Annotated in this window: 20 protein-coding genes; 8 read left to right on the top strand and 12 right to left on the bottom strand. The window is 57.8% G+C overall.

The annotated features are described in order from the left end of the window. The first annotated feature begins 1 nt into the window (after position 1). Positions 2-1,309 (top strand): MFS transporter, encoded by a 1,308-nt coding sequence (locus PhaeoP97_RS17625; protein WP_072506576.1) that lies wholly within the window; start codon positions 2-4, stop codon positions 1,307-1,309. Positions 1,310-1,354: 45 nt separating this feature from the next. On the opposite strand, the gene PhaeoP97_RS17620 is transcribed toward PhaeoP97_RS17625, so the two are convergent. Continuing rightward, a complete protein-coding gene (locus PhaeoP97_RS17620; protein ID WP_072506575.1) occupies positions 1,355-1,828 on the bottom strand; it encodes an Lrp/AsnC family transcriptional regulator in 474 nt (157 codons plus the stop codon). 88 nt (positions 1,829-1,916) lie between these two features. On the opposite strand from PhaeoP97_RS17620, the gene PhaeoP97_RS17615 reads away from it, so the two are divergent. Further along, on the top strand, positions 1,917-2,630 hold the full coding sequence (locus tag PhaeoP97_RS17615; RefSeq protein WP_072506574.1) for an AzlC family ABC transporter permease: 714 nt from the start codon (positions 1,917-1,919) through the stop codon (positions 2,628-2,630). After that, a complete protein-coding gene (locus tag PhaeoP97_RS17610; RefSeq protein WP_072506573.1) occupies positions 2,630-2,926 on the top strand; it encodes an AzlD domain-containing protein in 297 nt (98 codons plus the stop codon). Before PhaeoP97_RS17615 ends, PhaeoP97_RS17610 begins: the two co-directional genes overlap by 1 nt. A 96-nt stretch (positions 2,927-3,022) precedes the next feature. On the opposite strand, the gene PhaeoP97_RS17605 is transcribed toward PhaeoP97_RS17610, so the two are convergent. Together PhaeoP97_RS17605 and PhaeoP97_RS17600 are read right to left on the bottom strand one after the other, a co-directional pair. Further along, complete coding sequence (locus PhaeoP97_RS17605) at positions 3,023-5,683, bottom strand: methyl-accepting chemotaxis protein (protein ID WP_072506572.1); 2,661 nt, start codon at positions 5,681-5,683, stop codon at positions 3,023-3,025. Between the two features lie 100 nt (positions 5,684-5,783). Next, entirely contained in the window at positions 5,784-6,944 is a 1,161-nt protein-coding gene (locus PhaeoP97_RS17600) for an ABC transporter substrate-binding protein (RefSeq protein WP_072506571.1), read from the bottom strand. 241 nt (positions 6,945-7,185) lie between these two features. On the opposite strand from PhaeoP97_RS17600, the gene PhaeoP97_RS17595 reads away from it, so the two are divergent. Beyond that, complete coding sequence (locus PhaeoP97_RS17595) at positions 7,186-8,247, top strand: glycosyltransferase (protein WP_072506570.1); 1,062 nt, start codon at positions 7,186-7,188, stop codon at positions 8,245-8,247. Here PhaeoP97_RS17595 and PhaeoP97_RS17590 read toward each other — a convergent pair. The 3 genes from PhaeoP97_RS17590 to PhaeoP97_RS17580 are packed head-to-tail and all read right to left on the bottom strand — an operon-like array spanning position 8,154 to position 11,400. Next, a complete protein-coding gene (locus tag PhaeoP97_RS17590) occupies positions 8,154-9,320 on the bottom strand; it encodes a glycosyltransferase (RefSeq protein ID WP_072506569.1) in 1,167 nt (388 codons plus the stop codon). The genes PhaeoP97_RS17595 and PhaeoP97_RS17590 overlap by 94 nt on opposite strands. A gap of 3 nt (positions 9,321-9,323) precedes the next feature. After that, complete coding sequence (locus PhaeoP97_RS17585; RefSeq protein WP_072506568.1) at positions 9,324-10,277, bottom strand: glycosyltransferase; 954 nt, start codon at positions 10,275-10,277, stop codon at positions 9,324-9,326. A gap of 4 nt (positions 10,278-10,281) precedes the next feature. Next, complete coding sequence (locus PhaeoP97_RS17580; RefSeq protein WP_072506567.1) at positions 10,282-11,400, bottom strand: glycosyltransferase family 2 protein; 1,119 nt, start codon at positions 11,398-11,400, stop codon at positions 10,282-10,284. A gap of 177 nt (positions 11,401-11,577) precedes the next feature. On the opposite strand from PhaeoP97_RS17580, the gene PhaeoP97_RS17575 reads away from it, so the two are divergent. Next, the gene (locus PhaeoP97_RS17575; RefSeq protein WP_237029036.1) at positions 11,578-13,656 is read left to right on the top strand and encodes a GumC family protein; all 2,079 of its coding nucleotides are present in this window, start codon (positions 11,578-11,580) and stop codon (positions 13,654-13,656) included. A gap of 9 nt (positions 13,657-13,665) precedes the next feature. Continuing rightward, a complete protein-coding gene (locus PhaeoP97_RS17570; RefSeq protein WP_072506566.1) occupies positions 13,666-14,433 on the top strand; it encodes a hypothetical protein in 768 nt (255 codons plus the stop codon). A 28-nt stretch (positions 14,434-14,461) separates the two neighbouring features. Here PhaeoP97_RS17570 and PhaeoP97_RS17565 read toward each other — a convergent pair whose 3' ends face one another. Genes PhaeoP97_RS17565 through PhaeoP97_RS17555 form a run of 3 tightly spaced genes read right to left on the bottom strand, consistent with a single transcriptional unit; the run spans position 14,462 to position 18,324 of the window. Next, entirely contained in the window at positions 14,462-15,745 is a 1,284-nt protein-coding gene (locus PhaeoP97_RS17565) for an O-antigen ligase family protein (RefSeq protein WP_072506565.1), read from the bottom strand. Next, entirely contained in the window at positions 15,729-17,072 is a 1,344-nt protein-coding gene (locus tag PhaeoP97_RS17560; protein ID WP_072506564.1) for a glycosyltransferase family 2 protein, read from the bottom strand. Before PhaeoP97_RS17560 ends, PhaeoP97_RS17565 begins: the two co-directional genes overlap by 17 nt. Further along, positions 17,065-18,324, bottom strand: coding sequence for a glycosyltransferase family 2 protein (locus tag PhaeoP97_RS17555; RefSeq protein WP_072506563.1), 1,260 nt, complete (start codon positions 18,322-18,324; stop codon positions 17,065-17,067). Before PhaeoP97_RS17555 ends, PhaeoP97_RS17560 begins: the two co-directional genes overlap by 8 nt. 178 nt (positions 18,325-18,502) lie before the next feature. Here PhaeoP97_RS17555 and PhaeoP97_RS17550 point away from each other — a divergent pair, with 178 nt between their 5' ends. Beyond that, positions 18,503-19,411, top strand: coding sequence for a sulfotransferase (locus PhaeoP97_RS17550; RefSeq protein ID WP_072506716.1), 909 nt, complete (start codon positions 18,503-18,505; stop codon positions 19,409-19,411). A gap of 13 nt (positions 19,412-19,424) precedes the next feature. On the opposite strand, the gene PhaeoP97_RS17545 is transcribed toward PhaeoP97_RS17550, so the two are convergent. The 3 genes from PhaeoP97_RS17545 to PhaeoP97_RS17535 form a co-directional block, all read right to left on the bottom strand. Continuing rightward, entirely contained in the window at positions 19,425-20,723 is a 1,299-nt protein-coding gene (locus PhaeoP97_RS17545) for a family 16 glycosylhydrolase (RefSeq protein ID WP_072506715.1), read from the bottom strand. Positions 20,724-21,147: 424 nt separating this feature from the next. Beyond that, complete coding sequence (locus PhaeoP97_RS17540) at positions 21,148-22,278, bottom strand: ParB/RepB/Spo0J family partition protein (protein WP_072506562.1); 1,131 nt, start codon at positions 22,276-22,278, stop codon at positions 21,148-21,150. Then, positions 22,275-23,579: an AAA family ATPase gene (locus tag PhaeoP97_RS17535; protein WP_072506561.1), complete on the bottom strand. Its 1,305-nt coding sequence runs from the start codon at positions 23,577-23,579 to the stop codon at positions 22,275-22,277. The genes PhaeoP97_RS17540 and PhaeoP97_RS17535 overlap by 4 nt, the downstream gene beginning before the upstream one ends. Before the next feature lie 581 nt (positions 23,580-24,160). On the opposite strand from PhaeoP97_RS17535, the gene PhaeoP97_RS17530 reads away from it, so the two are divergent. Continuing rightward, positions 24,161-24,847 carry a DnaA N-terminal domain-containing protein gene (locus PhaeoP97_RS17530; RefSeq protein ID WP_072506560.1) on the top strand — a complete coding sequence of 229 codons (687 nt, stop codon included), beginning with the start codon at positions 24,161-24,163 and terminating at the stop codon, positions 24,845-24,847.

Below are 24,847 nucleotides of genomic sequence, written 5' to 3'. Positions count from 1 at the left end.
CATGCTGTCAGTGCTGGCCAATCGCACCTATCGCCATCTTTTCGCCGCTCAGGTCCTCGCCCTCGTTGGCACGGGTCTGGCAACGGTCGCGCTTGGGCTGCTCGCCTGGCAGATCGCGGGCGCGGGCGCCGGCGTTGTGCTTGGAACCGCGCTGGCAATCAAGATGGTGGCCTATGTCGGATTGGCCCCCATCGCTGCAGCATTGGCTGACCGGTTGCCGCGTCGTACCATGCTGGTTTCCCTGGACATAATTCGCGCTTGTGTTGCCCTGGCGCTCCCCTTTGTCAGCGAGGTCTGGCAAATCTACTGCCTGATTTTCCTGATGCAAGCGGCCTCTGCCGGATTTACCCCGACGTTTCAGGCAACTATCCCTGACGTACTGCCGGACGAGGCGCAATATACCCGCGCCCTGTCGCTGTCGCGGCTGGCCTATGATCTGGAAAGTCTGCTGTCGCCAATGTTGGCGGCTGCGTTGCTAACGATTGTTAGCTTTCCGGTATTGTTTGGCGGCACCGTGATCGGGTTTCTCGCCTCGGCCCTATTGGTGGTTTCCGTTTCGATTCCGTCACCAAAATCAACCAAACCCAGCAGCATCTGGGATCGCACCACACGAGGCATTCGCCTCTATCTTGCAACGCCCAGACTGCGCGGCTTGCTTGCCCTGAATATCGTTGTGGCCTCGGCGTCCTCAATGGTCATCGTCAACACGGTGGTCATGGTCAAGGGCCGTTTACAGCTGGCTGAACCGCAGGTCGCAATCGCTCTGGCCGCTTTTGGCGGTGGTTCCATGGGTGCCGCGCTGCTGCTACCGCGCGTTCTGGATCATTTACCGGATCGCCCGCCTATGCTGGCAGGTGGTGCTATTTTGACCTTGGGACTACTGCTTGGCCCATTGGCGAACAGTTTTCTTCTGCTGACTATACTCTGGGCGGTGCTGGGCTTTGGTTTTAGCTTGGCACTAACCCCAACTGGGCGGTTATTGCGTCGCTCCGCTGTGCCAGCGGATCGCCCAACCTTATTTGCGGCACAGTTCGCACTCAGCCACGCTTGCTGGCTGGTGACCTACCCGCTGGCGGGGCAAATCGGTGCCCAAGCCGGTTTCGACACTGCCTTTCTGTTGCTGGGAGCGCTTGCCCTTTGCGGATTATTGTTGGCGGCAAAACTCTGGCGTAGCGATCAGACACCAACCGCTCTTGACGAGGCCATCCCACATGAGCATCCGGACCTGCCCGCAGATCACCCACACCTGGCGGCCCATGGCCATGGTCCACTTCATCGCCACCCAGCAGTAGCCGATGATCTTCATTAACGCCGTGAACAAGCCTGATCACAAGCTCCGCAATTCTGGACATCTCTACAGGTCCAGTGGCAGCTCTTGCGTGCTTTTCTCGGTAGAGACGACGATCGAGGTGCGAAATTTACGCACATTGCTATCGGCAAAGAAAAAGCGGTGGGTAAAGGCCTCATAGCCTGCGATATCAGGCGCAACCACAACCATGACAAAATCGGCATCACCAGCGATGCAATAGAAATGCAACACCTGCGGATCGACCCGCGCCTTGCGTTTGAACGCATCGATTTGGTCCAGCCGATCACGCTCCAACTCGACCGAGACAATGGCCGTCACCCCCAATCCGACCATGTGCTGATCGACAAGGGCGACCTCTCTTTGCAAAACCCCTCTCTCGCGCAAACGCCGCAATCGCCGCTGAACCGACGCCGTTGACAGGCCGCACTTCTCCGCCATCGTTTGCACGGTGGTACGCGCATCCTTTTGCAATTGCGCCAATAGCGCACGATCTGCTGTATCAACCTGACTGCTATGCATCATATTTTCCAAATATGTGACTTAGTGCGATCAATATGCGCCTAAATGCATTGTTCCGTCAATCACGCGGCCTTGCTACTACTCTGTCATGACAGATCAACAAGCTCATCGACTGACCACCTCATTGGGCAAGGGTGCTCTCGCAATCCTGCCACTGGCATTCGGGGCAGCCCTCTACGGGTTTGCATTCGGTGTGCTCGCGGCACAGATCGGTTTCCCCTGGTGGGGTATTGCCACGATGAGCGGCCTGGTTCATGCAGGATCATCTCAGATCATTGCGACAGAACAATTCTCAAGCGGGTCTGGCGTGTTAGGCGCAGTTTTGGCGGGTGGTGCCCTGAATTTGCGTTACATTGGCATCGTCGCCTCTCTGACACCGCTTCTGCGCGGTCAGCCACTAGCGACAAAGCTGCTCGCGATTCACCTGACCGGTGATGAAAACTGGGCATTGACCATGTCGCGGCGCGCCAAGGACCCGAAAATTGGCGCTGGTTTCCTGATTGGATCCGGATGCGTGATGATCACCGTCTGGACCGCTTCAACGGCTCTTGGGGCATTGGTCGGATCGGCAGTTGGCGACCTGGAGAAATTCGGTCTCAGCTTTGCCTTTACCGCCGCATTCATCGCCATGGCGCGCGGGTTGTGGAAAGGAACCGGAGATCTGGCACCGTGGTTGGCCAGCTTTGCCACCAGTTTTGGATTGGCGAGCGTCGGATTGCCGACCGCCTATGCCATCGTACTCGGCGCCCTGCTTGGCGTCGCCGTGGTCCTCTTCCGTCCCAGTAGCAAGGTCCCAGCATAATGACATATGAACAATGGGGCATGATCCTCGCGCTTGCTGTCGCTGCCTTTGGTATCCGGCTGCTTGGGCTGGTGGCCGGCGATCGGTTGCAGCAGTCACGTTTTGCGTCGCTCCTAACTGAGCTGCCGGGTTTGATCGTTATCTCGCTCGTGGCGGCATCCCTGGCCAATCAACCACCTCTGACCTGGGGCGCCGCTGTCATTGCCTTAGGTATCGCCCTCCTGACGAACGATGTTATCTGGACAATGATCGGCGGAGTATTGGGCTATGCCGTGCTCTCTTACGTAATCATCTGATTAAGCATGTATTTTGACCCGCCAAAACGCGGATGACCGCATCGGCGCTAGCCGATACGATCATAGAAGTATCAAGGTGTATCTGCAGATTGATGGCTAGGCCGACATCTCCCAGTCATCCATGTCGGCATCCTGCGCATCTGCTGTCTCCACTGGTGGCGCAGAGCCCATCGTCGCCACGGTAAAATTGGACACCAGTTCGGCCAGTTTGGCCGCATCGCCCCGCAGCATGTGACTGGCGGCCGTGGATTCCTCAACCATCGCGGCATTTTGCTGAGTCACCTGATCCAACTGCGACATGCCGATGTTGATCTCATGCAGGCCTGTCGATTGCGATGCAGCTCCGTCAGCGATGCCAGAAACCTGCTGCGATATCTGGCCGACCTGCTCCACAATGGCGCCAAGCGCGGCACCGGCCTTGCCAACCAATTCAACACCATCGTCGACCTTCTTGGAGCTTTCGCTGATGAGCGTTTTGATCTCCATCGCCGCCTCAGATGTGCGTTGCGACAACCCGCGTACCTCTGATGCAACAACCGCAAATCCACGACCGGCATCACCGGCACGGGCAGCCTCGACCCCTGCGTTCAACGCCAGCAGATTGGTCTGGAACGCAATGTCGTCAATGACCCCGATGATCTGCGCAATATGCTTGGAGCTTTCCTCGATCTCGGTCATTGCCGATACCGCGCTGCTAACAACACTGCTATTCTTGACTGCCTCAGTCTTGGCGTCCTGTGTTGTGGTTTCCACAGATCGAGCCCCCTCAGCGGCGGATTTAACGCTGGCTGTCAGCTCGTCCAACGCGGCGGCAGTCTCTTCCAGCGTCGCAGCCTGGCTTTCCGTGCGGCGGGAAAGATCATCAGAGGCTTGGCTGATCTCATCGGCGCCATTGCGGATAGAGGACGCCACATCAACCATGTCACCCACCGTGCTGTTCAGCGTCTCAACCGTCAGGTTAAAATCGGCCTGCAGCTGCGCGTAGCCTTCAGTCAATTCTTCGTTGATGCGCGCCGAAAGATCCCCCTGTGCAAGTCGCGCCAACCCGTTGCCAATTGCCGTGACAGCCGCCGTTTGCTCGGCCTGATGCGCGGCGCGCTCTTCCTCGGCGGCTTTGGACAACGTCTCTTTCTCAACCAACCCGTCCCGGAAAACGGTCAGGGCTTGGGCAATTCTATGAATTTCATCGCTTGTGCGTTTAAACCCCTTGATTGGGCTCAGATCCCCATCTGCCAACCTTTCGGTGGTGCGACTGATGGCATTCAATGGCCGTTGAACCAACCAATGTGTCAGCAACAATGCCGCCACCAATAGCGCGCCGGCCACCATCAGCAATCGCTCTATATTGGTATGGGCGGCATCAACCGCGGCTGCAATGTCGCTGGCCATATACGCAATCTCGCCTCGGCTGCCCGAGCCTAGCAGTGATGCGCGGCTGGCAATCTGTAGCACAGCATTGGCGGTGGCGTTCGCTTCCTTTGTTGCGTCAGCATCCGCAGTGAGCGAGGCAATCCGAAAAATCGCCAAGCCCTGATCCGGTTGCGCCAGCGAGATGATGTTTTCCAGCTGGGCAGCCAGTCTGCCGTTATCAAATGTTTTGTAGTCGGCAAGAGCTGCGGCAGCGCGTTCCATCGCTTCGGCAGCGGCACGAGTTTGCAGAACGCCCTGTGCGGTTACCACATCCAACGCTGCCACTTGGAAATTGCTAATCCAGGTGTTGATCTCCAAGAGCGTGTTGAGAAACCCGACTTCATTGGTCAGCAGCCCCTGAATTGCGTTCTTGCTGTCGGTGCTTGCATCTTCGGCAGCCAGTGTGACCTCAAACACCATGTCATCAACAGCCGTTGCCAGTTCAGTATCACTAGACAGGCGGGCGCTCAGCACATCTTGACGCATGGCGTTGGACTGGAGTCGTCCACGTGAGACCGCATTTTGCAGGGTTGCTGCAGCATCGCGAATGGCAAAGATAGGAACGACACCCGGCGCTTCGACCTCGAGCGTATTGATCACCTCAGCCAAGCGACCATCCGATGCCTTGGCAAGATCGGTCAGAATAGACTGCATTGCACGATCATCCGTCTCGCCAATCGCCAACGCGATACCAGAAATCAGATTGATTTCAGCACGCGCCTGCAACAACGCCTGCAAGGTTGCGAATTTCACTTCGACCAGATCAACCAGCGTGGCGTCAACCGCTGACATCGTCTGCTCCCCACCCGTGGTCAAATTCAAATAGGCCTCGTCAGCCATTTCCGCCAGGGTAGCCTGCAATGCGCTGCTCAGCTCTTGCAGCTGCGTGGTTCGCGCGATCACCTCTGATGCATTCTTAAAGGCAATGGTCCGCGCCCGGATAGAGGCGTCCAGTGCCTCTTGCACCATAATCACATCTGGTTTGAATTCATCGCGCAGGGTTTCTGGCAGCCTACTGACAGCCCCATCCAGTGCCGCAACTGCGGTAGCCACATCGCTTTCGGCAAAATCCAATGCACCGGGCGTATCAGCAAGCATCACAGCAACCATCGCATCCTTGGTACGGCTTGCGGCAGCGGTCATCTGGCCACTCAGTTCCAACTCCGGTAGTTTTTTCTCGGACAGCGTGTGCATCTCCGCAGACACGCGCTCGAACGCAAGTATCACAGCGAACCCGATGGCCGCCGACGTCCCTGCCATGGCCAGCAAGATAAGAAACATCTTGGCACGAATACTGGACAGGGGATTCCACCGTCGCGTCGCGCGTCTACGTGTCTGCGTCTTCATGGTTATTCCTATAAGTCATTTAAACTACCAGACTCTGCCCGGTGACCGGACAGACACAGGAAGGTCGAGGCACCAACCGCGCCTCAACCCAGGGCGAACCTTAGGATTCGCCGCCGCTAACGACCGGTTCAAACCCGCCATCCTTGGTAATATGAGTCAGGAACACATCATCCATGCCCTGGTTGTCGTCCGGACCAAACGTCATCGACACGCCGCCAAAATCAACATCACGCAATCCGACCATCGCCGCGAGATAGCTCTCGCGAGTCAAATCGGCACCGGCGTCTTCCAGCGCGCGGATTGCAAGCCGCCCGGTCAGATACCCCTCAAGGGTCACGAAACCGGGGGCAGCGTCGGCGTTCACAGTCTTCAACGCTGCTTGATATTGCGCGACCACAGGAATTGACTGATCCCACGGGAATGGCACAACCTGGCTAATGATCACACCTTCCCCTGCATCGCCTAGTTCCTTGGCAAGCGCATCAGAGCCCACAAAGGAGATATTGACGAAGGTCGGGTTGAATTTCAGCTTGCGCGACAGTTTGATGAACTCGGCCACCGGCTTGTATGCGCCAACCATCACAACCGCGTCGGGTTTGGCCTTACGGATCGTCAGCAGTGCCTTTTTCACCGCTGTGGTGTTGCGTGTATAGGTGCCTTCGGCGACCAATGTCATACCACGCTTCTCCAGCGCCGCGGTGACCCCCGACAGGCCAACACGGCCGAACCCGTCATCCTGATATAGCAGTGCAATGGATTTCATATTTTGCTCATCCACAAGATGGGCAATCCAGGCCTCTGTTTCCGCAGCATAGGTCGCGCGGACATTCAGGATATTGCCATGGCTGGCGTCGCGCAGGAAACCCGCCCCGGTGAAGGGCCCGATAAATGGCAAGCCTGCCTCGGTCGCAATCGGCTGCGTCGCCGACGCGGTCGGCGTGCCAACAGCACCGATCAAACCAATATGTTGATTATCGGCGATCACCTTTTTGACCAGCGTAACCGAACGGTCAGGCTCATAACTGTCATCCATGCTGTCAAGGATAAGTGTGCGGCCATGAACTCCACCTGCTGCGTTAGCTTCGGCAAAGGCGGCTTGCAGTCCAAGTTGCATGCCCTGCCCCAGCGCGGCCGCTGGACCATCAAGTGCGGCAACTTGAGCGAAGGTGACATCTGTCTCAGTCACTCCTTGTTCTGCCAAACCCAGGGTTGGCAACACTGCAGCAAGTGCGGCAGTGGTAATAACTTTTCGTAACAACATTCGACTTACTCCACCTTCGAGAATACAACGGAAACCCTGACCACCAGCGATTAACAAACCCCCTAACTGCGAAGAGAACCGACCAAAAAACTAGGCAGTCTTTTAATGAAATTTTGATCGCAGGCTGGCTCTCGCGGTGACGTCCGGTAGAGGTTCGCGCCGATATCCATCGACGGGCTGACGGGCAGATGATAACGTCGCTGCGACCAAAACCGGATCGGACATCGGGAGCCTTGAATTCGTGAAAATCCCTTTGTTCTTTGATGGCTACGACCTCAAGGCCTATGATTTCCCGGGCGGGCAATCCCTCTCACAACTGCGCGAACGGATCCGTTATGGCTACCGGCTGATAAAAGGGGCGCAGCCCCGTACCGGGTTTTACACCGCATTTACAAATCTCGCCAAAAGCCTAGAGACGATTGGCCATGAAGTGCTGATAAATGACTTTGCTTTTGCGCGCAGAAATCCGGATCACCCCATCGGGCTAAGCGGATATCTACCGCCGCTGGCACGCTTTGAGCTGCGAAATCCTGCAATTTACGGTCCCGGTCGGGTGCCCGATCCAAAGGATCTCACACGTTTGCGGAGCAAGCTGAACCTACAGGTCCTGACCTACCCATCGGCCTGGCCAATCCAGCTCAACCCTATAGAGACCCGCGCTCAGTTCTCGCCTATGTTTGTCGGCATCGACACCGACGCCTGGCCTGATATGTCTAGACACCCCAAGACCATCGACCTGCTGCTTTATAATAAGGTGCGTTGGCATCGCAAAGCGGAACGTGAGACGGATTTGATCCAGCCCCTGCGCAATATGCTGACCGCCCGCGGCCTGAGCTGGCAGGAACTGAATTACGGCAGCCATACGCCTGCGCAATATCGCGATTTGGTCAGCCGCAGTCGTGCGGTACTTTTTTGCACCGAACATGAAACGCAGGGCCTCGCTTATCAAGAGGCCATGTCTGCCAATCTCCCAGTGCTGGCCTGGGACGAGGGAGAGCTGGTTGATCCGTCACAGCGCGCTTTGGCAACTGGGGATGTTGCCCCCAGCGCTGTGCCATATTTCGACGAGCGCTGTGGATTGCGTTTCAAATTGGCCAACATCGAAGAACAGCTCGACCAGTTCTGGGCGGCGCTGCCCGATTACCGTCCCCGTGACTACGTGCTCGATAATCTATCCCTGCGACGTGGCGCGGAACGGTTCATGTCACTCTATGCACCACTTTGTGACGGGGTTGTCTCGGCGGGGGTGACTGGGTCGATCCCCGCTGACAGTAGCAAGGCCGCCACATCGTCAGAGCTTTGACGGAACGTCGCCTCAGGCAGCGCCGCGATCTGCGCTCTGCACACCGCGATCTGCTCGGCTGTTAATGTCTGCAACAATTGAACAAGGGCCGCGGATGTAGCTTCCGCGACGGTCCAGCCCTGCCCCATCTCTTCGATCTTGCGGCCTGTCTGGGTATTTGCCACAGCGACAACTGGGCAGCCATGCCAGCCTGCCTCGTAGATCCGATTGGGCAGCAACAGATCCGAGTTGCCCCCCGACTGCCAGAGATCCTGTGCCCAAACCACGTCGCAAGTCGCGTAACACGCTGCCAACCCATCGGGATAGCGGTAGCTTCCGTGAAAGATCACGTTGTTCATCGTCGCGATCCGGGTGTGAAAATCCGGCAGGACATGGTTATGAATCGTGCCGTGAATATGCAACTCGACGGCCGGACCCATACACGCGGCAACCTTCAGCAACAGCTCAAAACTAGGCCGGCAGCGGATGGCACCGATCCAACCCACCCGCAGCACCTTGGACTGTGAACCGCTCAGACTGGCTGATATCGGCCGTGACATGTCGGCGGGCACAACCATCTTGTTCTCCACCAGATGCCAGGGACCGGTAACCCCCTGCACTGGCACGAAATACCCGGAATGAAATCCCGGCGACGACACCCATAGCACCGCCGCCCCCGCCATCAGGCGGCGTTCACCCCAACGAGCCAGCTTGGCCTTGGCGCCCGCGCCCTCAAACAGCGAATGGATGTCGAGCACCTCATAGGCCAGCGCGGCCTGGCTCTTGCTACGCAGCCGCAGGGCTGACGCCAGAGCAAGCATATCGAGATTGCGCGCGACCAGCAGATCTGCTTGCTGCACAAGCGGTACCAATATCGGTTCCCGCAGAGCCGACATCAGCGCCAGGCGACCCCGCTGCAACAGCCCATGTTGGCCGATTTCCCCCAGATCAATGTTCTGCCAACTGATCGGCGGCATGGCCCCCTTGCGCGACGCAACCGAGATCACCTCATGGCCCTGCGCCTGAAAAGACGCCAACCGACGCAGCTGCGCCACATCCGTCAGGTCAGAGGCAAAGCAGACCAACCGCGCCATGACTTATCCGTTAGCCCGCTGTGGCGGGTAACCGTCATCTACAGCGGCACCGTAGATCTGTGGTTGCGGCAGCGCAAAACACCCCGCCAGAACCCCCAGATGCAGCACCCCACGCAGCAACCAGAAATTGCGACGCGCCTCAAATGGCAGTACGGATAGGGTCACCACCGCACAGTAAACCACCTTGGCCAGCGCCATCACCGCCAGCCGCACACGCGCCAGAAACCCAGGCGCACTGGCTGCATAACTCTGCCCCATACGGAACCGGCGCCTGCCCAACCAGCGTAGCTTCAGGCGCTCGGGTGCGACCTCTTCAAAAACTTGAGCCTCTTTGCAAATGGAAAACTGCGCACCCATGCGCGACAGGGCGAAGAAGTAAGCCGTATCCTCGCCACCACTGACACCGCGATCCAGCTCAAAGTCGTTGCTCTCCCACCGCGTCCCTGCCAACCGCATCAGCGCATTGCAGCTATGTGCAGTCTGTGGTTGCCCTGCAACGCCCTGACCAATGCCCCGCAGCTCGGGCCAATTGCTGTGCCAATCCTGTTCGACCATCCAGCGCGGCGTTCCTTCGGGGTAACGTGCGCGTGCTGGCCCCGACACGACATCCGCGCTGGTGCTGACCGCGCAGCTGATCAACCGTTCAATCCAATCAACGGGCACCACTTCATCGTCATCAACAAAAGCCACCCAGTCAGAGCGCCGCGCACGCGCAATTTTCAGACAGGCATTGCGCGCCACCGAAATGTTGAACGCTGGTGCGTGGATATAGCTGACCGGCCATGAGGCGACACAGCTGCGCACCCGATGTTCGGCCGACGGCGTGGCATCATTATCCGCAACAATAATGTCGATCACATAGCCCGTTGGCGCACGTAGATGCGCTAGGCTCTTTAGCGTCCGCCCTACGCTGCGTCGCTTGAACGTACACAGAAGAATAGAAATCCGTTGTGCCATCTGTTCAGCCTCCGTCCCGCTGTGTCGCGCCGCTTGGGTTCTGACCGTTGCGCAAACCATATCGCACAGCCGACCGCAGCACCCCGGTGGCCCAGCCCATATGCATCACCACCAACGCCACTCCGGACCAAAGCCCGACCGCGCCCAGCTGCAAGCAGGCCAGCGCCGTGACGGCCAATATGGCACCGAGATAGACGCCAGGCCACAGCAATACCCACGGCCAGACAGGCGCAAGCAGCAACGCCAAGGCACATAGGATCAAATTCACCACCGGCACCATCTGACGCAGCCGTGGGCGCATCTGGTGTTTTTGCAGGGTTGCTGCCCGACCGGCACCATAGTTCAGATACTGCCGCCATAGCGCAGCTGCGGTGTCCCGCATAACATAGCCAAGCCGCACCTCCCCTGCCAACCAAATCCGGGCACCGGCCTGACTCAGCCGCCAGTCCAATTCAGCATCCTCGTTGTGGCTGAACGATGGATCATAGCCGCCCACTTTGCGAAACCATTGCAAATCCATCATCGCATGGTGACCATGATCAACATAGCCAGAGCGCGTGCCACCTCGGTGCGCCGCGCCACCAGATCCAAGCGGGGTGTCAACCACCCAGGCAGCGGCCTTGCCAAAATCTGTGCGCCCTTCTGAATCCATCGCCACCACCACTGACGCACGGTCGTCGTCCGCACGTAACGCAGTCCGCAATGCCGTTGCGTAATCGTTTGGATAAATCGCATGAGCATCACAGCGCAGCAGCAAATCAAACCCGGTGCCAAATTCCGCAACAGCAAGATTGATGCCTGCGGACTGAATGCGGTCAGGATTGTGCAGCACGTGGATGGCACAGGGCGCAGTCTCTGCATAGGATTGCACAATTGCGACCGTATCATCCTCACTGCCCCCATCGACCACCACAACAGTACAGCGGCCAGGGTCGCGCAACACCGGATCCCGCTGCAGGCTCTTGAGGCAGGGCAGGATCGCAATCGCCTCGTTCAAAGTCGGGATCACAACCAGAATGCGCTCCGCGCCTATTTCACCGGCCGCATGGACGTCGGTCACATCTAAGATCACAGCAGCGCTGCTCCCAGCACCGGGTTTGCCTTTCTGCCCGCTCGTGACCATGGTCTTTGTTCCATTCCGTGTTATGGACCTGTCTAGCGGATCTGATTATGCTGCGACAGATTGATTTTTGCGCGCGGTTTGATGAACTTGGAACTGCCACCTACTTGCCACCCTTTGCGGCATCGCGCAGCGCTGGGGCCGGCCGTGGGCAAACCAACAACGATGGGGTCAACCAACGTGTCCACGCCTAAGACGTCCTTTGCCGCAGATGACGGCCAGGAGGTGCTCGATCTCGGGGCCATTTTTGCAATCATCTGGCGCGGCCGTTGGTTAATCTGTGCCTGCATTCTGATGGGTCTCATCCTTGGCATATGGCGCGGCTATATCGCCTCTACCCCGCTCTATGGCGCAGAAGTGCAACTGGTGCTCGACACCCGCGACGAAAAGGTGGTGGATATCGAAAGCGTGGTCAGCAGCCTGTCCGCCACGGATGAGGTGATCCGTACCGAGGTCCATATCCTTGGCGGTCGGGAGCTGGGGGGGCAGGTGGTTGACCGGCTCAACCTGATTTCTGACGCCGAATTCAACAGAATGCTGCGCGATCCGGGCTTTAGCCCGGTTCAAAGCTTGAAAAACACCATCAAACGTATTCTGGGAATGGAGATCTATGACCTAAATGCGACGCCTGATCCTGCTTTCCTGCGGGAAAAGGTGATCCAGACATTGCTCGCCAACACCAATGTGGTGAACATCCCCGATACCTATATTTTCTCGATCTGGGTGCTGAGCGAAAACCCCTTTAAGGCGGCGGATATTGCCAATGCCTTTGCCGATACGTACATCGAAAATCAGGTGGCCGTGAAACTGAACGTGACCGAACAGGCCACCGGGTGGCTCGCCGAACGGGTCACCGAGCTGCGCAGTCAACTAGAGACCAACGAACGCCGGGTTGCCGAAATCCGCGCCCAGGCCGATGTCACCAATTCGGCGCAGCTGATTGGTCTGGAAAACCGGCTGATTTCGCTGCGTAGCGCGTTGGCAGAACGCGCCGAAGATGTCGCGTTGCAAAAAACCAAACAAGCCAGCCTCAGCGCCTTGCAGACCGAAGAAGATCAACGCGCGGCCGCGCGGCGCTACGGCTATGGCCCGCTGCTATCGCGTGCCGAAGATCCGCAAGCCGGTTGGCGCGCAGTGCTCGCACAAGCCGCCCGGGATCTGCGCGAGTCAGAGGCAAAGGAACAAGCCATCCGCCGGTCCATGGCGGATCTGGAAATCACCATCGCCACCCAAAGCGACGCCCTGACAGAGGTCGTCCAGGCCGAGCGCGACGCTGAGGCCAGCCGCCTGCTGTTTGAGAACTTCCAGAACCGGTTACGCGAAACCTCTATGCAGGTTGGCCTACAACGCGCCGACAGCCGCGTGATTTCCCGCGCCTTTCCGCCCGACCGCCCGGCCCTGCCCAACAAAGGGCAAATCCTTGTCATATCAGTGTTTCTCGGTGGGTTTCTTGGCACCGTTCTGGTGGTTGTTCTACAACTTTCTCGCGCACGCCTGCACTCGGCCGCGCAAATCGCTGGGCTGACCACGGTGCCTGTGATTGCGGTGCTCGACCAGTTTTCGCAAAAAATAAAACCGGAACAGGCCAGCGCGCTTGGACCTCAGACCCGCGATGGCGAGGCCATTCGCAATCTTCGCACCTCACTCCTGATGGCACAGGGAGACGCCCCACCACAGGTTGTAGTCTTCACCTCCGCCGAAAGCGGCGATGGCAAATCAACACTCTCGGCTGCAATGGCGCATAATATGGCGCAGATCGGCAAGTCCGTGCTGTTGGTTGATGGCGATTTGCGCCGCCACTACCTGTCCAACCCACTCGCCGATGGCAACAGCAAACCGGGACTGTTTGATGTGTTGATAGGCCAGTCCTCGCTGGCCGATGCGGTGTTACCCGGCGCACTTGGACAGGCTGATATTCTACCTGCGGGCACGGTTTCGGGCAGCGCCGCTGATCTGCTTAGCCAAGGCGGTCTGACAGAACTACTGGCGCTGGCGCGCACCCATTGGGACATCATCATCTTTGACACACCGCCGGTTTCGGTCGTGCCGGATGCACGGATCATCGGTCACCATGCCGATCTACTGATCCTGTTGGCGCAGTGGAACACCACTAGACAGTCCGTCTTTGTTGATGCCCTGCGTCAATTGGAACAGGGCGGGCGTAGCCCGGATGGTATCGTGCTGACCAAGGTCAAGACCACGGCAAAGCCGCTTTATGGCGCAACGCGACGTTCGCGCGATCGCTATTACCATGGCTAAAACCACCTAATGCGATTGTCCTCGCTCACACGCAAAGTCAGAATTGCCCGCCGCCGCTGCTTCAGCCAGCCGGTGCTGAACTATCAGGTTCTGGGTGAGCGCTGTTCCGGCACCAATTTCCTTGACCAGCTGATCCAGCAAAATTTCGCGGCAGCGCGCCCGCGCTATGACATGTGGAAACACGCGTTCCCCAACCTCATCGCGCTGCCTGCTGATGTGCTCTATGTGGTGGTCTTCCGTGATCCGTTCCAGTGGCTCGAAAGCATGTACGGCAAGCCCTGGCACAGCGTGCCTGAGCTTCGCGATCTCTCCTTCTCCGCGTTCATCCGCGCCGAATGGCGCAGCGAAATAGACGTGCCTGCATGGTTCGATCTGCCAAAGACAAGCCCCTGCAAAGGCCAGCCGCTCAATCAGGATCTGCACCCGATCACCGGCGCGCCTTTTGCCAATCTGCTGGCCTTGCGGCAGGCCAAGGCCGAGGCACTACTGTCCCTGCCACAGCGCGGCGCGCGCGTGCTCTACACCACCCACGCGGCCATCAGCCAAAACCCGGAAGAGATCATCGCCCGCGTCGCTGCCGAAAGCCCGGTGCCCCGTAACACGCGGCTGGAGGTCCCGCAGGGGCATTATGGCTGGTCATGGTCCAATCGCGATGTGAAACCGAAAACGCCAGGCCGCCTGATCACACCGGACGACCGCGCCTGGATCACTGCTCAACTTGATCCAGAACTTGAGGCCGCGATGGGTCTGCCGCTTGGCTCTGAGCCCGTCGTTTAACGCGTTTTATATTAAGATACGGGCCTGATCAGATCCGAGGCGGCACATCTCGCCAGCGTCCCAATGCCCGCCCGGCATAAATCCAGGCCATGGCGATCAGCATGTGGCGGATGGAATGTTCGTTATAAATCACATTGTCAGACAGCGCCGCGACCAGATTGATCAATACGTAGAACAGGTAATACCCGGAGGTCACGCTACCGTCCTGCAAGTACCAGCGGAAACAACGGATCACGACGGCGATCAGCAGGCCAAAGAAGGTTACCGCCCCCAGTAAGCCATTGCCGACCATCAGCTCGATATAGCTGTTGTGGAACCAATAAAGCCCTTCGTCAACATAGGCCTCAATATACAGCCGCGCATAAGACGGCACCGACCAGAAGGCCCCAAACCCAACGCCCCCAATCGGCGCGTTGGCGATTTCTTCCAGCCCAAAGGCCCAGATCACCGTGCGCCCGGTCAACGTGCTGTCCTTGCCCAAACGCTCCAGCAGCAGCCCCAGCGCGTCAATGCCTGAGATATAAATCGCGAGCGGCACCAGAAACAGCACCATCAGCGAAAACAGCAGCGCAACCCGCCGCGCTGTCCCGCCCCAGCGGCGGATCCACAGCACCGGCACATAGATCGCGAGGATAGCAAAGGTCACATAGGCCCCCGCTGATTGTGCCATGCCCAGCACCGGGATCATCAGCGCCGCCGCAAGCATGCCCAATATCGACAGCCGCCAGTAGAACCCCAGCGTTACCAGCCCATGCGCCGCATTCACTGTCGCCTTGGCGAGGGAATTTTTGTGCATATAAATGCCCTTCAACGCCCCATTGGGATGAAACGCTGGCGACAGAAACGTCACGATGGAATTCAGATAGGACAGGGCCACCCCTACGGCGGAGGTCAGGCTGACCACAATCATCGTATGATGGGCTGGAATGGCAGAGGCGATGCGCACCGCGATCAACGTCGTCATCGTCAGCTGAAAACTGCGGTAGGCGGTGACTGGCGGGTTAACGCTCCACAGGGTGGAGGCCATAGCAATAACGCAGGGCATCAGCACCGGCCAGGCTTGCCACAGGATCGCAGCACTCTGCCGCCAGTCGCGCAGATACCACAGGATCGTCAACGCATAGAGCGCCATCCAGCCCGGGGACTGAAACCCCAGCCGATAGACCACCCCGGTGCCCGACATCGCCGCCAAAATCAGATAGGCCATATGCAGATGGCCGCGCGTCAACCACCAGCCACCGGACATCCGCCGTCGCAGCACAGAGTGCCGGGTGCGCGGTGGAGGCGTGTCCGGGTCAACCGTCAGTGTCATCTCGTTCCCCCGTCGTGGCCCATGACCCGATGCCAGATCTCGGATCCAAGGGTTCACTTACGGCTACCCCCTTCCTATCCACCAATCCAGACTCTGGTGAATTCGTGCTGCGCACGCCCGTCTCCGTGGCAACAGCGGCTTCACCCGATATCGTAACGCTAGCGCCGGGTAACATCCAAACGGCTGAGGTCCCGAGAGAACCCGATACCTGCAAATGGATTTCCCTGCGAGACACCTCAGCACAAAGCCGCGCCCAGCGTGGCGCTGCCTTGGCGCTGAGGTCGACTTCGCCAGCTGCACCAACAGGAATTGTGATATCATCTGCCCTATCCGCGTCATCTGCATTTAACTGCCAGTGTTCTGGCCTGCGCCAAAGGCGAGACATCGCAGCCTGCATTCTCTGCTCCAAGCGATTGCACAGGACCGATACCAGCCAAGGTAGAAAATCCGGCCGCCGCAGCCCTCGTATCAGCGCAGCCATGAGGCGGTCCTCTCGCACATCCTTGGCAAATTTCAACTGCGCGTGCCGACGTCGTAATGCCTGCCGCCGAACGGCCGCTAACGACGGCATATCATCGTTGTTGACCCGCGCAGCCAGCGCGTCTAGCGCCTGAATCTGCGCCGTAAGGTCTCTCGGCACATTGCGGTATGATATCGACGCCGGATGCCGTCGATAAAGATAGGCCGCCATTGGCAGCACCCACATCTGCGCGCCAGCCAGTACAAGCCTCAGATAAAGGTCGTGATCCTCGCCAATTCGTAACGAGGTATCATAACGGTGATCTCCCAGAAATCTATTCCGGATCAATGGCTTCAAATATCCGATATGCGTGATCCCTTTCGGATCCACACCGCTCAACATGACATCGCGCAGGGTCAGAAGACGCGGTGCCTGCGGGGCGTGCGAACCCAATATCGTCTCAGCCCGCGCCATAGGCTGATCCGAAAACAGGATCAGGTCATCTGCAACCAGATCAGCGCCCAAATCCTCGGCCGCAGCCAACATCGCCTCCAGTCGATGGGGGTGTTGGCTGTCATCGCTGTCGCAAATCGCCAACCACTCTCCCCGCGCCATTGCCAGTGCTTGGTTGCGGGCAACTGCCGGGCCACCGGGTGTCTCCCGCCGCTGCGCCAGAACACGCGGATCAGCCGTCGCAGCCGCTGCAATCACGTCCCAGCTGTTGTCCTGTGACGCGTCGTCAATGATGATCAGCTCCAGATCCGTCAGACTCTGCGCCAATATGGCGCGGATCGCCAAGGGCAGATGCGCGGCCGCGTTTCGATTTGCCATAATGACCGAGATCATTGGCCGCTTGGCGCTAGTCATCACCAATCACCTGTGGCGGAGGTGGCAGCTCTGACGCCACATTGCAGCGCGCAAGTATATGCACCGCGGCGGGAACCCGCCAGGCCGCTGACAGCCCAGCCGCATCGCCATAGGTAAGTGTCAGCGTGGTGCGAGATGCCAGCTGACACAGTTCTGCCCAGAGATCACTGTATCCAACGTCTGCGACTGGATCCGGAACCTCCATGCAACGACCGCTAACACACTTGGGCATGACGCCGTTGGGGCCAACAAGATGCACCACCTCCACCGCCTGCTTACTGGCCTTGCGCGCGCCGTCCCCAGCCGCCTTGGCACGCGCCCTGACTGTGATGATCTGGGCCAATCGCAGGATCAGTGAGGGACGCCGCAACAACTGCAGAACAGCCACGGCAAAGCGACGTTTTTTCAGGTGTTCTACCAAAGTTTCGAACCGTAGCCGCCCTTGTAAAACTCTATGCCTTTTTAGCAATATCTTTTCAATTTCAACATCTTGTTCACCCATCAGCCGATCACGCAACGCCTCCATCGCGGCCACTGCCGCTGCCACTTGTGCGTGGCTTGAACGATAGGACAGTGACGCCGGGTGGCGACGGTAGAGGTACAGCGCCTCTGGCAACACCCACATCTGCGCGCCTTGCATTAGGAACCGCAGATAGAGGTCCTGATCCTCCCCGATCTGCAACCCTTCGTCGTATCGTAACGCCCCCAGCGCGGATCGACTGATCAACGGCTTTAAATATCCAAGCTGCCCGCTACGCTCCCCAGGTTCCGGCACGCGCAGCATGTCAACGGGGCCGATTTTGCGCGGCTGATCCGGCATATCCGTACCAAGGACACTACGCGGCGTAGCCAGCGGCTCCGTCGCGAAATGTATCATGTCATCAGCAACTGCATCCGCCCCCAGCTTCTCCGCTGCGGCCACCAACCGCCGCAGTCGGTCCGGGTGCATCACATCATCGGAATCGCATATCGCCAACCAATCACCTTGCGCGGAAGCCAGCGCCCTATTGCGCGCCGCCGCCGGGCCACTTAGCCTATCATGCAACAGCACACGCACACGATTGTCACGTTTGGCTGCCTCCCGCATGATGTCCTGCGATCCATCCCGAGACGCGTCATCCGCAAAAATCAATTCCCAGTTGGCATAGGTTTGCGCCAGCACCGAATGCAGCGCTGCCTTCAGATAGGCCGCACCCTGATGATTGGCCATGATGATCGAAATCAACGGCCCCTGCCCCACCGGTTCCTGCATCGTCTCGCCCGCTCTATTTGAACCAGATCTAGCATGGGCCACCGGGGTGAGACCAGATCCCTACAGCCGCCGATCAACAGATCACCGTTCTGGCATTTCCCGTGGCGTGACAGGGGCAAACTGATATGAGTCTCGCATGAGGTGCAGCCTGCTTTGTACCGTAATGAAAGGTCAGATCATGTCCGACACGCCCTCAACCCTGCCGCTAAACCCACATACGCAGGTTGGTCCCACACTGGTAGGTATCGGTGCGCAGAAATGCGCCTCCACCTTTATACACACAGCCCTTGGGGCGCACCCGGATGCAGCTGTTTCAGATCCCAAAGAACTGGATTTCTTCAGCGCCTATTTTGATCGCGGCTATCAGTGGTATCGCAGCCATTTTGCCCATGGTGCCGACAAGCCCGTCAGGTTTGAGGCCTCCCCTTCTTATTTTTATGACCCCCGCTGCCCAGAACGATTGAACGCCTTTGATCCATCAATCAAAGTTATCTGCCTGCTGCGTGACCCCGTGGCCCGCGCCTATTCCAATCACCTGCACGAAGTGATCAAGGGGCACATTCCCCCCCTGCCCTTTTGCGACGCGGTTGCCGACAATCCTGCCTATCTGGAGCAGGGACTGTACAGCCGTCATCTGGGGCGTTGGCTTGCAGCCGTAGGACCAGATCGTGTTCTGGTGATGCTGGCAGAGGAAATCAGCGCTGATCCCGTAAGCGCCGCACAGCAGGTCTATCGCTTTGCCGGGCTTGACGACGACCACACTTCACCGGTGCTGCACGAGCGACGCAACGAAAGTGATCGCGCCCGTCTTCCTGCCCTGCGCAAGGTGCTGCGCGCAGGTGGCGATCATCTGCGCAAGGCAGGTTTGGAGGATACGTTGGCACGGCTAAAAACCACGGGTCCAGTCTCAGCAATATTGCGCGCCAACAGCCAGAATATGCGCGAGGTAGTTCCGCCCCTCTCAGACACTGACATAACCAATTTGCGCGCCTATTTCGCAGAAGATCTCCGTCAGTTGCCCGCCCTACTGCGGCGAGACAGTCTGCCGTGGGACAGTTGGGTCGCAGTACATGCCAATGACACCTAATGTACACATATGTCTAGAAAAGAATTGCATCCTGAGCGATCAGCAGATCCAGACTTAGCGCCTCTGCCTTGTCGTCAATCACCGCAACATTGATCCAACCATCCTCGCCTTCGACCTGCAATAAATCACGTGTCCCACGTCCTCGCTCTGCGTCCAGCCAGCGGAGCTGCTCGGCACCGTGCAGTTGAAATCCCGTCAGATCTAGCGCGTCCCCGTGGGACAGGTTAAAATCGCTGACCCGGTCGGCAGGCCCGCCCCTGCTAAAAATGAACACATCCGCACCGCCCCCGCCACGAAGCTGGTCACGGCCAATGCCGCCATCTAGATGGTCATCGCCACCGCCACCCGTCAGCTTGTCCTTGCCATGCCCGCCGAATAGAAAGTCGTCCCCACCTTTACCCCGTAGGATATCCCGCCCTTTGTTGCCGTATAGGTGATCCGCGCCCAAGTTTCCAACCAGCTGATCTGCCCCGGCTCCACCATGGATCAGATCGGCGCCATCACCACCAAACAGGTCTTCGGCTTGATCCGTACCGGTCAGCTCTCTTGCGAAATGAGGTATCTGCGGAACGGACTGTCCCGGCAGGGACACATCTTCAATCACCGCGACCAATGGTGGCGCGTCGGGATCCGGTGAGCCCGCCCATCCTGCCTGTTTCTCAGACACCGCCCAGAGATCGGCGAAACTCTTCACTGCACCAGAATACCAAAGCCCCCCTGGCATATCGGCACCGCTTAATTCTGCCAGCACCTGACCATCAACGCGAAAGATCGCGCTGGTTCCGGTCAGCTCGATTTCATAGACATGCATCCCCTTCGCCGCATCAAAACCGAGATCAACCACCAGTGTCCCCGCGGGGCCATCAGCCAATCGAACACGGCTGCCGTCATCCGTCTCCATGTGGATACTCAGCTGCACCTGGCTGGTATTGGCACCTACAAATTCAAAATCAAACTCCAACCAACGATCATTCTGATAGTCCTCCTGAAAGAGGAACATGCCAAAGACCGTGCCGTCCTGCATCTCCGGGGCTTGAGCCGTCCAACTCCAGCTGCCCGTTTCATGGGCCGCTTCAGACTGCATTTCGCCGCCGATAAAGCTGCGATCACCCACGCCATTGTCCGAGGTCAGATGAAGCTCCACCGCACCATGATCATTGATTTGAACATTGTCGGCAGACCATTTGGTGTCGCTGGACTGACCCGCGTTCCACGTTGACACCAACCAATCGTCGCTGTCGCGTACCTGACCTGGAACCCGCAGATCCACCGCCGGGGTCGCTGTCTTTTGTGCGGTGTCGGTAGACGTCATATTGATCACTCCAAACCTTTGTGCCGCTCTCGGACGGCGTTGTCTTGGGTTTGGTTGTCGGGGCGAACGATGGCAGGATTGTGCCCTAATTATCGCGCATTAATGCCCCATTCATACAGTTTAACGCAAACTCAAGAACAGTTTTAGAGGGTTGTTTTTTAGCAAAATTGCCAAGGCAGTTCAGACCAGTCCAATAGGCAGCCAAGGCACGACGACACAGCACATCCCCCAATGTGCCAACCGGGATCACCCGACGGCAAACCATGTCGCAGTAGATGTCCCCGCAGGGACATTTCAAATTGTAGTCCCTCATCGCTGCCATGAGAACATGGTTAACATCTAGTCACAATCGAAATGCCATAGCCAGAAAAAAGGCCGCCCCAACAGGACGGCCTTTTTTGTTCATGTTGTTCCAAGCTAGGCCTCAATCGCCATCCAAAGCCTCAAAAAAGGCCGCTATCGCAGTTTCAAGTCGCTTTTGATCGACGGCAGAAAAATCACGTTCCATCGCCATTTCGATCCGACCGTCGCGTGCAAGACAACGCACTGTCCCTGCAGGGACAGCACAACGCAGCGTCGTTTTTGCCATTCCAGCGCGACTACTCACGCTCGCCTCGCTTGTGGTTGCCGATGACATCTTCAACACCTGACGCAGCACTGAAAGCTCTTCCTCGGCGTTCGAGAAACTGCGATCACGCAGCGCGGCCCGTAATTGTTCCTGCGCCTGAGGTGCCTCTGTAAGATGTTTCTTCAAATCCAAACCCAAAGCGCGTGGAATAGCCTCGGCAAAGCAGAGGTCGGAACCGATGATTTCCAGTAGCTCCGCGAAATGGCGAATATAGCTGCGCTTTTGACGCCCGGCAGAGGCATAAAGCACCGCAACAGAGTCTTCGACAGAGCCGGTATCCGTTTCTGGATCCTGCGCATAAGACAGCGCCAGCTGCGCCATTTCGGCAAAGGAGATATCCCGGCGCACAAGGTTTTCATCGACCATTCGTCTGTATAGGCCCTGAAGCGTCTCACCTCGGGCTACTAGACCCGCCGGGATCAACCGATATTGGTCGTCACCTGTCTCGTCATATAGTGCCTGATAGGCCGAGAGGCGGCGAAACCCCTGGACCAGTTGGTAGCCGTCGCCGTCCTCTTCGACACGGATCGGGTTTGACAGGCCAAGGTCACGAATGGACTCCGTCAACTCACCCAATTCCGGGTCCCGGTTAACAGCCCGGTCTCGTATCAGTTTACTGGTCGAAATCTTATCCAGCGGAATTCGGTCCACCACAAGGCCAAGCATCTTGAGACGTACAAACTCATGCGCCAACCGATCATTCTCGGCACGAATATTCTGCTCCACCTCGGCCCGCGTACGCAGTGCGTCGGCATTCTCGCTGATCGCGGTTGCCATCGGACCACGACGCGGTTCGCCCGATCGGATCGCGGATTTGGTTTCTGGCGCATGCACAGGCTGCTGTGATGCAGCAGGGGAGGGGGCCGCTGCCGCTGTCGGTTCAGGATCAGATGGAAAGTTGATGTCAAAAACACGACGCTTGCTCATGCCTCATCCTCCAGTTGGGACCATGCGGTCAGGGCATTGGCCTTAAACTCGACATAGGCCTGATCAAAGGACGCCCGCGCCCGTCGCCAAGTTTCCCTTGTCATATCGCGGTAATCAATTTCGTAGATGGAACTGAGGAACCGCCCGGATTGCTCGACCGCGCGGGTCATCTCAATTGGATGTTCAGTCATACGTTCGCCAAAGACATTCACGAAAGCATCGCGCATGGCCCTGTGTAGATCATTGCCAGATTCATAACGTGTCAGCAGAAAACGCACCTCTTGGAACACTTTTGGCAGACTGAACGTCCCTGCGGGGACAACACCATTAAACGCCGACAAATCCTCCAACGCTTCGGAGAGCTGGCCGATGAACGACGTGGTGCTGTCGTATTCCCAATAGCCCGGACCGGACGGGATATAGAGCATGTCAGCCGCGAAAACCGCATTCATCGATTGATAGCCAATCGCGGGCGGACAGTCGAAGATCATCATATCGTAATCGTCAGATGGAAGTTGATCCAGGTAGCGCGACACCGCTGCAAAGAACGACCACTCAGGATTAAGATGGCGATACTGCGCCGAGGCAAATTCGACAAAGGCCGCGTTGGCACAGCTGGGGATCACGTCGATGGTGGGCCAGCTGGTCTGCTTTACAAAATCGCTGATGCGCAGATCCTGCAACCCCATACCCGTGATGGCTTCGGGCAGCCGACGTTCGGGCAGGGCAGCCCCTGATTCCGCACCACGGGCGCTGGCGTTCATCCGTTCGGTTTCGCGCACCAGATCCCGTGCCATGATGCCCCAGACCGTGTAGTCCTCGGTAACATCACTCAGCCCCATGGAATGCGATAGTGTCGCTTGCGGATCGAAATCAACGCAAAGCACGCGATAGCCATCCAACGCGGCGGCGTGGGCAAAGTGCAGCGCAACAGTGGATTTGCCGGCACCGCCTTTGAAATTTGAGATAGCAACCCGCAGCGCGCGTTTGCCCGCCGGGCGTTCTGGCATCAGCGACTTGCGGTTTACCTTCAGCCGGCGGCGCAGCTCGTTGATCTCTTCCAGAGAGTACCAACGCTGGCGACCATCTTCTTCGACATGGCCCTGAGGCAAGCTGGGGTCCGCAGCCAGACGGCCACGCAGCGTGGATTGATTGACCTTAAAGATCAACTCCGCAACTTCCCAACTGGAGAACCGCCGCAGCGTCTTCTCCATCTTGGGAGAGAAGGTCTGCTGCCGGATCCAACTCTGCATCTTTAGGGATTGTGCCTGCATTTTCGCTAGGTCTTGATGGGTGAACATCTCCGCTCCTCATGCTCTGTAGCGCGTCCTTATTGATTCAGCGGACGCTTTTCCTACCTGGGAACTCGTTTACGCGGAATTTGCAAAAAACGCAAAACCTAATATCATTAGAATAAGCGTCCTGTCCCCACGGGGACGCTCCCGGCGATAACATGGCAAAGCCCTTGTTTATAGGGTCGCGGCGATTCGAAGTGAGCGCCGAAAAATGGATAAAAACCTGGGTACAAGAGGCTGATATGGGGTGACACAATATTGGGACCTACTGCATATTGGGGGACATTTTCTCCGAAATAGGGGACATCCATACTGTCACCCAATACCTTGAATACCAATTTTTGATTCAAAAATGGGATTAGGATTGGTCTCTGGCAATAGCACCCTTGACAGAATCGGGTATCCGGACGCAAATCAGGTAGAGAAACCCAATAACGTTGAGTTTGGATCGAAACCGGGTCAATATCGCCGAAACACCAACGATGATGACTCGTCAGGATCCGCAACGAAAAACCAACAGGATCTCATGGCAAACATGAGACGACCGAGGCAGCCATCCAAAAAGGGATGGAGACAAGAGGGCAGCCATGCTCGCCAGCAAACCCGTCGGGCGTCAAGCTCCGGCATTAAAATATGATATCCTCACAGCAATGGGGACCTATGCGCTATCTCTTGAAAAGGGACCCCAACGTCTGGTCCTGCGCTTCATGACATTGATGACAGCCCGCTACAATTGGCAACGGGACCAGCTGGCCGTCGGCCAACGTGAAATCGCCCGGATGTGGTCTGTCGATGAACGCACCGTCAAGCGTGAGATGGCAAAGTTGCGCGCACTAGGATGGCTGCTGGTGAAACGGCAAGGTGCCCGTGGCCGAGTGACGGAATATGGATTTGATCTGGAACGTATCCTTGCGGACACCCGCAGTTGCTGGGCTGCTGTCGGGCCTGACTTTGATCACAGGATGAGCGGTAGCAACAACGCACCCGAGAAAAATGTGGTCCCTCTGATGACCGGCACCCAAGCCGCTGCGCCGGACATTAGTGATGGCAGCGAATGGAGCCTTGCAAAGACTGTATTACATCAAGAGGACGCTGCGACGTACACTGCCTGGATACAGGCTCTCACGCGTGAGAGCAGGGCGGGAGGCCGTCTCATTCTACGCGCGCCCAGTCGGTTCCACGCCAACTATGTTACCGCAAATCTGCAAGAGAGATTGCTAGCTGCCTGTCACGACATCGATGCGGATGTAGAAATGCTAACGATTCTGTCTTGA

It is taken from the genome of Phaeobacter porticola (genome assembly GCF_001888185.1).
Classification (GTDB): domain Bacteria; phylum Pseudomonadota; class Alphaproteobacteria; order Rhodobacterales; family Rhodobacteraceae; genus Phaeobacter; species Phaeobacter porticola.
Note: the sequence above shows the minus strand (reverse complement) of the source record. Positions and strands in the feature narration are given on the sequence as shown.

Bases quoted from the DNA above. Each gene is read 5' to 3' on its own strand.
- PhaeoP97_RS17555 (WP_072506563.1), bottom strand. From the start codon at position 18,324: ATGCAGGAACCGGTGGGGCAGGGGCCGTTGATTTCGATCATCATGGCC.
- PhaeoP97_RS17535 (WP_072506561.1), bottom strand. From the start codon at position 23,579: ATGTTCACCCATCAAGACCTAGCGAAAATGCAGGCACAATCCCTAAAG.
- PhaeoP97_RS17570 (WP_072506566.1), top strand. From the start codon at position 13,666: ATGCGATTGTCCTCGCTCACACGCAAAGTCAGAATTGCCCGCCGCCGC.
- PhaeoP97_RS17590 (WP_072506569.1), bottom strand. From the start codon at position 9,320: ATGGCGCGGTTGGTCTGCTTTGCCTCTGACCTGACGGATGTGGCGCAG.
- PhaeoP97_RS17605 (WP_072506572.1), bottom strand. From the start codon at position 5,683: ATGAAGACGCAGACACGTAGACGCGCGACGCGACGGTGGAATCCCCTG.
- PhaeoP97_RS17540 (WP_072506562.1), bottom strand. From the start codon at position 22,278: ATGAGCAAGCGTCGTGTTTTTGACATCAACTTTCCATCTGATCCTGAA.
- PhaeoP97_RS17585 (WP_072506568.1), bottom strand. From the start codon at position 10,277: ATGGCACAACGGATTTCTATTCTTCTGTGTACGTTCAAGCGACGCAGC.
- PhaeoP97_RS17600 (WP_072506571.1), bottom strand. From the start codon at position 6,944: ATGTTGTTACGAAAAGTTATTACCACTGCCGCACTTGCTGCAGTGTTG.
- PhaeoP97_RS17615 (WP_072506574.1), top strand. From the start codon at position 1,917: ATGACAGATCAACAAGCTCATCGACTGACCACCTCATTGGGCAAGGGT.
- PhaeoP97_RS17620 (WP_072506575.1), bottom strand. From the start codon at position 1,828: ATGCATAGCAGTCAGGTTGATACAGCAGATCGTGCGCTATTGGCGCAA.
- PhaeoP97_RS17550 (WP_072506716.1), top strand. From the start codon at position 18,503: ATGTCCGACACGCCCTCAACCCTGCCGCTAAACCCACATACGCAGGTT.
- PhaeoP97_RS17530 (WP_072506560.1), top strand. From the start codon at position 24,161: ATGCTCGCCAGCAAACCCGTCGGGCGTCAAGCTCCGGCATTAAAATAT.
- PhaeoP97_RS17625 (WP_072506576.1), top strand. From the start codon at position 2: ATGCTGTCAGTGCTGGCCAATCGCACCTATCGCCATCTTTTCGCCGCT.
- PhaeoP97_RS17565 (WP_072506565.1), bottom strand. From the start codon at position 15,745: ATGACACTGACGGTTGACCCGGACACGCCTCCACCGCGCACCCGGCAC.
- PhaeoP97_RS17580 (WP_072506567.1), bottom strand. From the start codon at position 11,400: ATGGTCACGAGCGGGCAGAAAGGCAAACCCGGTGCTGGGAGCAGCGCT.
- PhaeoP97_RS17545 (WP_072506715.1), bottom strand. From the start codon at position 20,723: ATGACGTCTACCGACACCGCACAAAAGACAGCGACCCCGGCGGTGGAT.
- PhaeoP97_RS17610 (WP_072506573.1), top strand. From the start codon at position 2,630: ATGACATATGAACAATGGGGCATGATCCTCGCGCTTGCTGTCGCTGCC.
- PhaeoP97_RS17560 (WP_072506564.1), bottom strand. From the start codon at position 17,072: ATGACTAGCGCCAAGCGGCCAATGATCTCGGTCATTATGGCAAATCGA.